Annotated in this window: 11 protein-coding genes; 10 read left to right on the top strand and 1 reads right to left on the bottom strand. The window is 52.3% G+C overall.

Annotation, left to right across the window (positions count from 1 at the left end; translation table 11 throughout):
* Positions 1–3 precede the first annotated feature (3 nt).
* The 10 genes from ruvB to NW747_RS05710 all read left to right on the top strand — a co-directional run bounded on the left by ruvB (position 4) and on the right by NW747_RS05710 (position 11,403).
* Entirely contained in the window at positions 4–1,098 is a 1,095-nt protein-coding gene (gene ruvB, locus NW747_RS05665; protein ID WP_008860425.1) for a Holliday junction branch migration DNA helicase RuvB, read from the top strand.
* Positions 1,085–1,297, top strand: coding sequence for a DUF2905 domain-containing protein (locus NW747_RS05670; RefSeq protein ID WP_273185816.1), 213 nt, complete (start codon positions 1,085–1,087; stop codon positions 1,295–1,297). The genes ruvB and NW747_RS05670 overlap by 14 nt, the downstream gene beginning before the upstream one ends.
* Before the next feature lie 5 nt (positions 1,298–1,302).
* Complete coding sequence (locus NW747_RS05675) at positions 1,303–2,580, top strand: SpoIID/LytB domain-containing protein (RefSeq protein ID WP_273185819.1); 1,278 nt, start codon at positions 1,303–1,305, stop codon at positions 2,578–2,580.
* Positions 2,581–2,750: 170 nt separating this feature from the next.
* The gene (queA, locus tag NW747_RS05680; protein ID WP_008860428.1) at positions 2,751–3,770 is read left to right on the top strand and encodes a tRNA preQ1(34) S-adenosylmethionine ribosyltransferase-isomerase QueA; all 1,020 of its coding nucleotides are present in this window, start codon (positions 2,751–2,753) and stop codon (positions 3,768–3,770) included.
* Between the two features lie 10 nt (positions 3,771–3,780).
* Positions 3,781–4,890, top strand: coding sequence for a tRNA guanosine(34) transglycosylase Tgt (gene tgt, locus NW747_RS05685; protein WP_273185822.1), 1,110 nt, complete (start codon positions 3,781–3,783; stop codon positions 4,888–4,890).
* A 61-nt stretch (positions 4,891–4,951) separates the two neighbouring features.
* Entirely contained in the window at positions 4,952–5,428 is a 477-nt protein-coding gene (yajC, locus tag NW747_RS05690; RefSeq protein WP_273096131.1) for a preprotein translocase subunit YajC, read from the top strand.
* The gene (locus NW747_RS05695; protein WP_273185824.1) at positions 5,425–6,018 is read left to right on the top strand and encodes a 5-formyltetrahydrofolate cyclo-ligase; all 594 of its coding nucleotides are present in this window, start codon (positions 5,425–5,427) and stop codon (positions 6,016–6,018) included. Before yajC ends, NW747_RS05695 begins: the two co-directional genes overlap by 4 nt.
* 28 nt (positions 6,019–6,046) lie before the next feature.
* Positions 6,047–7,270: a protein translocase subunit SecD gene (secD, locus tag NW747_RS05700; protein WP_419095313.1), complete on the top strand. Its 1,224-nt coding sequence runs from the start codon at positions 6,047–6,049 to the stop codon at positions 7,268–7,270.
* Entirely contained in the window at positions 7,270–8,196 is a 927-nt protein-coding gene (gene secF / locus NW747_RS05705) for a protein translocase subunit SecF (protein WP_008860433.1), read from the top strand. The genes secD and secF overlap by 1 nt, the downstream gene beginning before the upstream one ends.
* A gap of 147 nt (positions 8,197–8,343) precedes the next feature.
* The gene (locus NW747_RS05710; RefSeq protein ID WP_273185830.1) at positions 8,344–11,403 is read left to right on the top strand and encodes a leucine-rich repeat protein; all 3,060 of its coding nucleotides are present in this window, start codon (positions 8,344–8,346) and stop codon (positions 11,401–11,403) included.
* Positions 11,404–11,514: 111 nt separating this feature from the next.
* On the opposite strand, the gene NW747_RS05715 is transcribed toward NW747_RS05710, so the two are convergent.
* The gene (locus tag NW747_RS05715; RefSeq protein WP_273185832.1) at positions 11,515–12,486 is read right to left on the bottom strand and encodes an NAD(P)-dependent oxidoreductase; all 972 of its coding nucleotides are present in this window, start codon (positions 12,484–12,486) and stop codon (positions 11,515–11,517) included.
* Positions 12,487–12,831: the final 345 nt, after the last annotated feature.

Genomic DNA, 12,831 nt, shown 5'->3' on the forward strand with positions numbered 1-12,831 from the left:
TAGATGAATAATAAGTATATAAAAAGTCTGGGAGGCCAGGAGGAAGAAGAGGTGCTGGGCAGTAAGGGCCGCATCGTTTCTACGGAGGAAACGCCGAAAGATGAGTGGCAGAATTCCCTGCGCCCCCAGCGGCTGGATGATTACATAGGCCAGGAAGCGTTTAAGAAAAACCTGAAGGTATATATTGCAGCGGCGAAATCCAGGAAAGAAGCACTGGACCATGTGCTTCTCTACGGCCCGCCGGGGCTGGGAAAGACCACCATGGCGAAAATTATTGCCAATGAGCTGGGAAGCCAGTTCAAAGTGACCAGCGGCCCTGCCATTGGACGGCCGGGAGAGCTGGCATCCATTCTGACCACCCTGCAGGACCATGATGTGCTTTTCATTGATGAAATCCATCGGCTGAACCGGAATGTGGAGGAAATCCTCTACTCCGCCATGGAGGATTTCGCCCTGGATATCGTCATGGGGAAGGGCACCGGCGCCAGTTCCATCCGCATCGACCTGGCCCATTTCACTTTAATCGGCGCCACCACCCGGGCAGGCTCCCTGTCAGCGCCTCTTCGGGACCGGTTCCTCATTACCAATCATATGCAGTTTTATGAACCGGCGGAACTGAAGAAAATCATCACCAGGGCTGCTCATATTCTGGGCATTGATATCGAGGACAGCGGCGCCGAAGAAATCGCCCGCCGCAGCCGCGGTACGCCCCGTATTGCCAACCGCCTGCTGAAGCGGATAAGGGATTTTGCCCAGGTACAGGGAAGCGCCATTACCGCCGATATTGCATCAGAAGCGCTGAAGGCCCTTCATGTGGATGAAATCGGCCTGGATGATCTGGATAATGAAATCCTGAAGGCCATCATTTATAAATTTAACGGCGGCCCCGTGGGCATTGATACCATTTCCGCCGCTGTCAGCGAGGAAAGGGCTACCATTGAAGACGTATGCGAGCCTTACCTCATGCAGATCGGCTTTATTTCCAGAACTCCCCGGGGACGGATAGCCACGGCGGCAGCCTATGACCATCTGGGGATTTCCTGGCCCGGCAAAGAGGGAGAAACGAGCCTCTTTGGAGGAGATCATGGGGATCGGTAAAACACTTATCATTATCGGTGTCCTTTTCATTCTGGCCGGCCTTTTCTATATGGCCGGCGGCAGGCTCACCTTCCTGGGCCATCTGCCCGGGGATATCCATTTTTCCAGAGGAAATACGGAGTTTTATTTCCCTGTGATTTCCTGTATCCTTGTCAGCGTCATCGGCACCATTCTTCTTAATCTGTTTTTTAGAAGGTAATCATTATGAATCAAAAATTATGGACAGCCCTGCTGCTTCCTTTTGCTTTTTCGCTGGCAGTGCTGCCGGCAGAGGCAGAGTCTATTCCCATTCATAGAAAATCGGCGATTTCCGTCAAGGCCCCTGCCGTAAGAAAGGCGGTGCCCCGGAAGAAGTCGTCAGCGCCTGCGCCGAAAAGAGATGAAAACAAGTCATCCGGCCTGGGTCCTGATGTGGAGGTAGGACTTTTGACTTCCGGCGAGGTGACTATTACGGGCCTTGCAGATTTCAAAGCGGAATCGGCAGGAAAGGTGGTAGGGAAATATGGAAATGGCACGCGGCTTTCTATTTCCAGAAGCGGAAATACCATCCTTTTGAATGGCAAAAAAGCAGGGGACAAGGTGTACCTCACCACAGGAAACAGCGCCCCTGCCTTTGCGGTGAAGGGCAACCGATACCGGGGACAGATGAAGCTCATCCCTTCTGCCTGGGGCAGCGGCGTCACCGTAGTGAATGCAGTGCCTATGGAACTGTACCTGCAGAGCGTGGTGCCAGCGGAAGCAGTGCCTTCCTGGAAGGCCGATGCCCTGAAAGCCCAGGCGGTGGCAGCCAGAACCTATGCCATGTACCATAAGAATGGCTACCGTTCCTCGGGCTATGACGTTACCGATGATACCAGGTCCCAGGTCTATTCCGGCATATCTTCCGAAACGGAAGCTACCAGCCGGGCGGTGAGGGAAACGGCAGGGGAGATCGTGACCTACGGCGGAAAGCCCATTGATGCCCTTTTCCATTCCAGCGGCGGCGGCTATACGGAAAACAGCGAAAATGTGTGGGGTTCGGTCATTCCCTATCTTCGGGGCGTCAAGGAATCCTATGTAGGAAATCCATGGACAAAGACCATTCCTCTTTCCTCCTTTGCGCGCACCATGAGCAACTATGGCTATGGCGTAGGCGCATTAAAGGGTATCAAACTCTCCAGGCTCCGCATAGGCGAAGCCCACAGGAGCAGTGACCGGGGCATTTCCGGCAGGGTGAAGACCTTTACCCTCATCGGCAAGGGGGGAAGCAGGACCGTTCCGGGAGACAAGCTCCAGTCCATTTATGGCCTGGACAGTACCCTCTATGATTTAAACGTGAAGGGAAGCAATCTCATCATCACCGGCTACGGCTACGGCCACGGTCTGGGTCTTTCCCAGTGGGGCGCCGAAGCCATGGCGGAAAAACAGGGCAATGGCAGGGACTACTATAAGACCATTCTTACCCATTATTACTCGGGAACGAAAGTGGAAAAAATGTATTGAGAAGGGCGGCGATACCACCATCCTCTGCACCTTTGACACAGGGCATATGGTTCCTCTGCCTGACGCGTGTCTCCAATAAACCGGAAACTGGAAACTTTCCATCATTTTGTCATATAATATAAAGGTTAAACTGATAAAGAATTACATTGAATGACAGGAGATAAGAATTAATGAAACTTGAAGAATTCAACTATAACCTTCCCAAAGAGCTCATTGCCCAGGAACCGGCGGAACCTCGCGATTCCTGCCGGCTTATGATGCTGGACAAGAACACCGGCGCTTGGGAGCACCATCATTTCCGGGATATTCTGGATGAAATCCGCCCGGGCGATGTATTCGTATTCAACAATACCAAGGTGATTCCCGCCCGTCTCTACGGAAAGAAAAGAACTACCGGCGGCAAGGTGGAAATGCTTCTTCTTACGCCGAAGGGCAATGATGTGTGGGAAGTGCTGGTGAACCCGGGCAAGAAGGCTCTTCCCGGCACGGAAATCGAGTTCTCCGATTCCTGCTATTGCAAAGTGCTGGACAAAACGGACTTTGGCGGCCGGGTCGTGGAATTCCACTATGACGGTAATTTCGACAGCCTCCTGGACCAGCTGGGAGAAATGCCTACACCCCCTTATATCCACAAGAAGCTGGAAAACAAGGATGAGTACCAGACGGTCTATGCCAAGTACAAAGGCTCCGCTGCCGCTCCTACGGCAGGTCTCCATTTCACGCCGGAACTGATGGAGGAAATGAAGAAGAAGGGGGCTGAACTTCTCTTCGTTACCCTTCATGTAGGCATCGGCACTTTCCGCCCGGTGAATGAGGAAAATATCGAAGACCATGAAATGCACAAGGAATGGTACACCGTAAGCCAGGAAACGGCGGATGCAGTCAATCAGGCCAGAAGCGAAGGCCGCCGCATCATTGCTGTAGGCACCACCTCCGTGCGTACCCTGGAATCGGCAGGACAGAGCGGCACGCTGCAGAGCGGCAGCGGCTGGACCCAGCTCTACATTTACCCCGGCTACCAGTGGCATATGGTGGACGCCATTGTTACCAATTTCCACCTTCCTGAATCCACCCTCATTATGATGATGGCATCCTTTGCAGGAAGGGAGCATATCCTGGCAGCTTATGAGGAAGCGGTGAAACAGAAGTATCGTTTCTTCTCCTTCGGCGATGCCATGTTTATCAGATAAGGAATCCTCTATGGTTATCAACTACGAACTCATTGCAGAAGATAAGAAAACAGGAGCCAGAGCGGGCCTTCTTCATACGCCTCACGGCACCTTCAAAACACCTATGTTCATGCCCGTAGGTACCCAGGCTACGGTGAAGACGGTGACGCCGGAGGAACTGGAAGACATGGGCGCCCAGATCATCCTGTCCAATACGTACCATCTCTTTCTCCGGCCCGGCACGGAACTGATCCGGGAAGCCGGCGGACTTCATGATTTCATGAACTGGCATAAGGGAATCCTCACCGATTCCGGCGGATTCCAGGTGTTCAGCCTGGGCGCCATGAGAAAGATTACGGAAGAGGGCGTCCATTTCCGTTCTTTCCTGGACGGATCTAAACAGTTCCTGTCACCGGAAGTATCCATCCATGCCCAGGAAGATCTGGGCAGCGACATTGCCATGGCCTTCGATGAATGTATTCCCTATCCTGCAGATTATGACTATGCCGACCATTCCACCGCCCGCACCACCCGCTGGGCGGAGCGCTGCATCAAGGCCCACACCCGCACCGACCGGGGCATGTTCGGCATTGTGCAGGGCGGCATGTACAAGGATCTCAGAAGAAGGAGCGCCGAGGAAATCTCTGCCATGCCCTTTGACGGCATGGCCATCGGCGGTCTGTCGGTGGGCGAACCCCATGACCTCATGTATGAAATGCTGGAATACACCACCCAGTTCCTGCCGGTGAATAAAGCCCGCTACCTCATGGGCGTAGGTACGCCGGACTGCCTGGTGGAAGGCGTGGCCCGAGGGGTCGACATGTTTGACTGCGTGTTCCCTACCAGAGTGGCCAGAAACGGCATGGCCATGGTGCACAGCGGCCGCATGAACATGAAGAATAAAAAATATGAGAAGGACTGGGCGCCTCTGGAAGAAGGATGCCAGTGCTATACCTGCACCCATTACAGCAGGGCTTATATCCGTCATCTCTATAAGTCCGAAGAACTTCTTGCTTTCCGTCTCGTCACCATCCATAACCTGTATTTCCTGCTCCAGTTCATGCGAGATATGAGACAGGCCATTATTGACGGAAACTTTACGGAATTCCGCGAAAATTTCATGGCAAACTACAAAAGATAAAGACATCCCCCCTGTTTTATGCTAAAATGATTCTATACGTTCGTTGGAGGTGAAATCATAAGTGGAACAAGCAATGAATATCCTGAGCCTGGTATGGCCTTTCCTCATTCTGGTAGCCATTATGTACTTCTTCATGTACCGTCCTACCCAGAAGATGAAGGTTGAAAGAGGACGTTTCCTCATGGCTCTCAAGAAAGGCGATAAGGTGGTAACATCCGGCGGTGTCCATGGGACCATTAAAGTTCTCCGTGATAAATACGTGGAACTGGAAATCGCACCGAAAGTAGTCATCAAGGTTGAAAAATCGGCAATCCAGCACTTTGAAGGCAAGCCGGCTGTAGGCGAAGCTCCTGCTTCTGAAGTGATTCCGGAAAACAAGAAATCCAAGAAGGATGAACCGGAAACCCAGGTGGTAGAAGAAGTGGTGGAAGTGGACGATCCCAAAGACGCAGGTACCGAAGTCATCGAAGAAGAAGTGGAAGTGGATGACAAGGATGCGGCTAAGGATGCAAAGCCCAAAACTGAGGTAAAGAAATGACAGAGACGGATATTTCCTCTTCGGAACTGAAAAAGGAAATCCGCCGGAAGATGCTCGCCTTACGGCGGGCTCTTTCTGATGATGAGGCAGAAAAAAAGGCAGACTGCCTCACCGAGCAGATCCTTTCTCTTCCGGAATACAAAAAAGCAAAGCGGATCATGGCTTTCCTGGCCATGAAAGGCGAGTCCAATCTGGACCGGCTCATCTCCCTGGCCCTTTCCGAGGGAAAGAAAGTATACGTGCCGGTATGTCTGCCAGAACGGCAGATGGAAGCCGGAAGGCTTCTGGACATGGACCATTTTGTGAAAGGGCCCCTGGGCCTTCGGGATCTGCCCAAAGGGTATGACACCATTACTCCGGAAGAACTGGATCTGGTACTGGTTCCCGGTGTGGCCTGCGACAGGGCGGGAAACCGTCTGGGCATGGGCGCCGGTTATTATGACCGCTACCTCTCCCGGGTGCCTTTGGAAAAGAGGGTGGCTGCCCTCTGGGATTTCCAGGTGGTGGAGGCCATTCCTTCTGAGCCCTTTGATAGAAAAATGGCAAAAATTGTAACCGATACCGGTATCATTGTAACGAAAAGAGGTTGAAGTTTTGGAAACAAAAAGGAAAAGCCCCCTGAGAAAGGGAGCTCTCATCCGATTCTGGGTGGTGATCCTGGTCATTATCGGTGCCTTTGCGGCCGCTGTGGGACCGCTGGCCAGTCATATCCGGCAGGGGCTGGATCTGCAGGGCGGTACCCATATCGTCATGCAGGCGGAAGATACGCCGCAGAACAAGGTCACCCCCGAGGCGATTACCCAGGTCATTAATATCATGCAGAAGCGTGTCAATGAAATGGGCCTCACCGAACCGATTATCCAGCGGGAAGGGGCCAACCGTATCATTATCGAACTTCCTGGTGAACGGGATCCCCAGAAAGCCATCGAAACCATCGGTAAGACGGCAGTCCTCGAATTCAAGGACGAGGAAGGCAATGTCAAGCTGACCGGTGAAGATCTGAAGAACGCCAAGGAAGAAATGGGTCAGAACAAGCAGCCTCTGGTAGCACTGCAGTTCACCGATGAAGGCGGCAAAAAATTCGGCGACCTTACTGCCGCCAATATCGGCCGCCACATCGGGATTTACCTGGATGGCGAACTTTTGACCAATCCGGTGGTTAATGAAGCCATTACCGGCGGCTCTGCCGTCATTACCGGACAGCGCACCCTGGAAGAAGCCAAAGATCTGGCCATCCTCCTTCGAAGCGGCGCCCTTCCGGTGAAAGTTTCCGTACTGGAAGTCAGAACCGTAGGTCCTTCCCTGGGCCAGGACTCCAAGGATAAGTCCGTGGTAGCCTTTACCATCGGTATTTCCCTGGTAGTACTCTTCATGATGGCGGTCTACCGCATGGCAGGCTTTGTGGCTGATACGGCTCTTCTGGTCTATGTGCTCATCCTTCTGGGCGTGCTGAATATCCTTCACGCCACCCTGACACTCCCTAGTATTGCCGGCGTCATCCTGTCAGTGGGGATGGCGGTGGATGCCAACGTCCTTATTTTTGAACGATTCAAGGAAGAAATCGCGGCGGGCAAAATCCTTCGTCTGGCGGTGCAGGCCGGTTTCAAGCGGGCCTTCGTCACCATTTTCGATGCGAATATGACCGTCATCATTACCTCCTGCATCCTCTTCTTCCTGGGCAGTGCTACGGTGAAGGGTTTCGCCTTCTCCCTGGGCCTTGGCGTGGCAGTTTCCATGTTCACCGCCATTACCGTGAGCCGTACCCTCCTGATGCTCCTTATTGATGCCAGCTGGATTCATAATCCCTGGTGGTTCGGCGGGAAAAGGGGGTATGACAGATAATGTTTAAGAATTTCGATTTTATCGGCCATAAGAAGATCTGGTTCACCTTCTCGGGAATCATGATCATCCTCTCCATCATTTCCATCATCCTGTTCCGCTTCAACTGGGGCATTGACTTCACTGGCGGCACCATTCTGGAACTGGGCTTTGACAAGAATGTCACCGTAGAAGAAGTACGTGACGGACTTCGAGAAGACGGACTCCAGACAGCCACCATCCAGCTTTCCGGCAATATGTCCGGTGAGACCAGCAATGATGTGATCATCCGTACCAGAAACCTGTCCTCTGAAGAGGCACAGACCGTGGTAGGTCATGTGAAGGATAAAGTAGGCAGCGGCGACGTGAAGCGTATCGAAACGGTAGGTGCCGTCATCGGTTCCGAAGTAACCAGAAGCACCCTGCTGAACGTACTCATTTCCTTCGGCGCCATGATTCTCTACATGTCCATCCGCTTTGAACATAGGATCGCCATCTCCGCCATTGTGGCCATCTGCCATGATATCCTCATGGTACTGGGGGTCTTTGCTTTCTTCCATCTGGAAGTGGACGCCTCCTTCCTGGCCGCCATCCTTACGGTTCTTGGCTACTCCATGAACGAATCGGTAGTTATTTTCGACCGTATCCGTGAAAACCTTCACACCCACAGAAGGACCGACAGCTTTGCCACTCTGGCCAATGACTCCATTCACCAGACCATCCGCCGTTCCCTCTATACATTGACCACCACCCTCTTCTGCGTAGCATCCCTTTACTTCTTCGGCGGGGATACTACAAAGAACTTCGCCCTGGTCATGCTCATCGGCTTCATCTCCGGTGCCTATTCCTCCATCTGCGTGGCATCCAGCATCTGGGTCACCTGGCATGAACACCTTCACAGCCAGAGAAATGAACCTCACGCAGTGAAAGCGAAAAAAGCAAAAGCCTGATAGGCACAAAAAAAGACTTCCCCCTGGGGGAGGTCTTTTTTTGTGGGGAGGAGAGGGAAGATATATTCCCGGTCTATCATGTGACAGACCCTGCCTTGCGTAGTACAATAAAATACAAGAAACCTTTGATTGAATAGGAGGATTGCCATGTTTTGCATGAACTGCGGAAAACCGCTGCCTGATGGTTCGAAATTCTGCCCCCACTGCGGGACGCCGGTGATTTCTTCCGAAGGAAGGGGCTCATCGGAAGAGGGGCCTTCTTTGGATGATCTCTTGAAGAAGGTAGATGAGAAGAAGGAAGAAAAAATCTATCCTATTTTCTGCTCTCCCCATGACGACAGTGAATCGCTCCGTCCTTTCCATGACGGAGAAAGGGGAGTCTATGCTTTTGACATGGACGGCTGCCATTTTGAATACGATGAGCGGCAGGTGGGATTTTTCCGTCTGTTTAAGGTTATGATGGCTGAAGCAAAAACTCCGGCAGAACTCAAGCGTATTTACCTGGGCGAAGGTGATGTGAAGGGGCTTCTTCAATTTGTTTCCGATGAAAAGGCGGTGAAGAAACTCTTTGGAAGCCTCTTGAAAAAGGAATCGTCCCTCCTCATGGGCCGCGGCATTTACGGTTTGGAATTTCAAAACTTTATGACCCGGGATACGAAGGAAGGAGCCCCTTCTGCGCTGGATGCCTGGCAGGACTTCATCGAATTCCTTCTGGAAAAGGTGGGCCGGATTACAGGCAGCGCCGAGGCGGCCAGAAAATACAGGGAACTCCGCAAGGAGTATAGAGGCCGCATTATAGGCGGCGGCTTCGGTATCGGCGGCGCCATTGAAGGCATGATTACCGCCGGCATTGCCAATCTGGTCATTGGCGCCGGCCACAGTCTCTTCAATGCCATAGGCAATGCCTTTACAAACAGCCAGGAAAGGCAGGAGCTGGAGAAACTTTTTCAATCAGAGGACCTCATGAAGTCCTTTATGAATGCCTATCAAAGGGCAGCGGGATGCCTGGTGATGGATGCAGCGGACCGGCTGAACCTGCTGCCGCCGGACAAGAAGGACGTGAGAGTGCCGGAGAGGATTCTTTCTGCCATCCAAAACGGAGAGCTGGAGAAGGGCCGCCGAAAGGATGGGGCTGCTTATGCCCTGGCCCATAATCCCTGCAGCATGCTTTCCTATAAGCTTTTCTATGCCTTTGGCAGGGACCAAAAGGGTACCGCTGACCGTATTGCCGAGGCCTTCGGCCTTGGGGGAGCATTGGAAAAGGTGAAGTATGAACTTTCCATGGCAGTGCTTTCATCCTATGAAAAACAGAGGGGCCTTCCGCTGCCTTCCCTCTTGCAGCGGATAAAGGAAGGGGGGACGGCGCTTGACGAGATCATGGACCGGGAACTTCTTCCAAAGGCAGGAGATATTGCTGCGGCCATGGAAGGCGTGGAAACAAGATTTCCCTATGACCTTATGGATGAATTAAAGAAGGAAACAGAAGAAATCGTCATTCAAAAGGGACAATCCCGGAATATGGGAGAAGATGGCACCATTCCCTCCTTCTATTTCTATCACCGGGACGATGAATCCATTACGCTCCCGGAAGGGGTGACGGCCCTTTCCGACTACGCCTTCTGCTACTGCATGAACCTTAAGGAAATCAGACTGCCAAAGAGCCTTAGAACCATCGGCAGGCATGCTTTTTACAGGCTGCCTTCTTTGAAGGTACTGTCCATCCCTTCCTCTGTATCGGTGTATCCCCTTTCTGCGGCAGAGGGAAACATGGTGGTGGAGCTTTCGCCGGATACCATGGTGGAAGACGATGAGGACCGGGAATCTCCCGTGCGGCTGGACATCCCTCTTTCCGGCAAGGCCTATGAATATATGAAGGAAAGAGACCTTTTAGACAGCCATACCACCATTCTTACGAAGGAAGGTGCAGGGGATATCATTTCCGCAAAAGAACACCCGGGTCTTCCGGTGGAATACAGGCGGCTCCTTCCGGATATTTCAAAGCTCCTGGAGGAAGACAATGATCGCTTTCCTGAAGTCATCCACATTCCGGAAAAGGGAGAAGGAGCAGCTCCCTATAGGAAGCTGGACTGCGGCGCCTTCATCAAAGCGCCCATCTGCTATCTTCACCTGAAAGGAGATATCAAAGAAATCGGGGAGTCCTGTTTCCAAAAATCTACAGTGTACCAGATAAAGGCAGACGAGGGACTTGAATCCATAGGGGCCCATGCCTTTGAAGGGCTGCTTTACTTTGCCAAGGCAGAGCTGCCCCGAAGCCTTTCCTATGTGGGAGACCATGCCTTTGCCCACTGCCGGGACCTTCATTTCATGGAGCTCCTTCAGCAGGACTGCCATATCGGGGAGGGAGTCTTTGAAGGTGATGAAATCACGGTGTGCTGCCTGCCGGGAAGTTCCTGGGAAGTTTACTGCCGGGAAAACCATATTCCCTATTTCCTGAAGGGAGAGAAGTCGCCTCTCATGAGGGAAGTGAAAGACGAGCAGCTGAAGCGGAAGTACTGGGCTGAAAATCACTGGCACATTTACGACAATTCCAAATACTACAGCCACGACGGGTTTATGGATGATTTCAAGCGCACCGCTCCTTCTACCAGCAGCATCCGGGGCATTCCGGTGGACAGCAGGGGAAGGGAAAAAGAGGACAATGGCGAAAGAATTTATTTCATCAGAGTCCAGGCGGAAAAGAACGGAGACTATGACCGGGAGGCCATGGCCCGTGCCATCATGGCAGATCCCAGCCGTCCGGCATATACATCGGCCGACGGAAAACGGCATATCCTCATTTATCCCTGGACCATGACCTTCAACAATTACATCTGCACCGACACCTACAATCACGCCACCCTTCTCTACGTAAACGGCGGCAGGGATATTGAATACATCGGCGAATATGCCTTTGCCTCCTCCGAACTCATCGCCTTCTACGGCGAAAAGGTGAGGGAAGTGTGGGCCGGTGCCTTTAAGGACTGCCGGGCCCTGACCTATGTGGAACTGGGAAATCAGCTGTCCCGGCTGGAAGACGAAGCCTTCGCCGACTGCCCGAACCTTCGGACCATCACCCTTCCCTCAAACCTTCGGGAAATAGGGAAAGATGTATTCAAAAATACGCCGGTCACTGTGAAATGCGAAAGGGACAGCAGGATTTATGCCTACTGCATGGAAAAGGGCATTCCCGTGGAATGCTGGGACTAGGGAAGCGCTGATTAAAATCACTTCCCTGGAAATGGCTGAAAAAGCAGGTCTCTCCGAAAGGAGGGACCTGCTTTTTCAGGAAAAGATTCCGAAGAATCCCAAATCTCAAATCTATCTTCTATATTCTTCTCTGTTCACCTTTCCTTTCACCGGTTTTCCATCCAGGAAAGCGCGGATGTTATGGAGGGCATTCATGAGGGCTTCCCGGTGGGCGGTGCTGCTCATTTCTGCATTGTGGGCGCTGCCGATGACGTTGGGATAGGCCAGCAGGGGATCGCCGTCCTTTGGATAGGCTTCGTTTTCTTCCCACCATACGTCCATGGCCACATGGAAGCGGGGATTATTTTTTACTTTGTCCAGCAGGGCTTCCCGGTCAATGAGCTGGGCCCGGGCTACGTCTACCAGCAGGCTGTCCTCTTTCATGAGGGAAAGTATGTGTCTGCTGATGAGGCCTTCCGTTTCTTTGGTGAAGGGCAGGGCCAGTACTAGTACGTCCGCTTCCTTCACCGCTTCTTCCAGCTGGTCCATGGTGTAGGCTTTGTCAAGAAGAGGGGACTTGGGCAGGTGGCGGGAAATGGCGGTGAGGCGGCAGTGGAAAGGGGAAAGCACTTCTGCCACGGCTTGTCCGATGCCGCCGAAGCCTGCAATGAGCACGGTCTGTTCGGAAAGAAGTTTCTGGTGGTAGCCCAGGATATGGAATTTCCCCTGCTGCAGGTCCTGGAGCTGTTCCCGGAGGCAGCGGTTCAGGGCGATGATCATGCCGCAGGCGGACTCTGCAATACCCCGGGCCCAGCCGCCGGAGTTGCAGTAAAGGCGGATATCCTTCGGCAGTTTTTTGAAATCCAGGTGATCCACGCCGGTTCTGGTGGTCTGCACCATGGCTGGTTTGGCAAGAAGGGGGATTTCCTCTTTCCTGATATCGCCCACAATATTTCTGGAAAGCACCACATCTGCCTTTTCCAGGGCCTTTTGCCGCTTCTCTTCATCCAGATCTTCCAGCCAGAACAGGGCGGCATCAGGGAAGAGGGCTTGGACATCTTTTTCATAGGTTTCTTTGATGGGCGGGGCAATGACAATATTCATAGTTTTTCTCCTTTGTTTACAGGAATCCTTTGGATGGAGCAGGCTGATGCAGAAAGAAAGGAAAGAAGGCGGGGCTGTTCTTCCACTGGAGGGGCCGGGCCCATTTCTTTTTTTCTTGCGCTGCCATAGAGGGAAAGGAAAGATTTCGATTTTCTTTATTATAAGATGATTCCTCTCAGGCGGAAAGGGGCAGGGAAGGCGGGAAGAGAGAAGATTTTCATGATGGAAACTTTCCTGTCATCCCATACTGATACAGGAAACTATGTTCTCCATATCTATCCATTAAAAATTGTGTTATAGTTGTTACATATTGAATCTAATCAGACAGATATTGAATGAAGAAAG

Source organism: Dialister succinatiphilus (assembly GCF_928721695.1).
Taxonomy (GTDB): Bacteria; Bacillota; Negativicutes; order Veillonellales; family Dialisteraceae; genus Dialister; species Dialister succinatiphilus.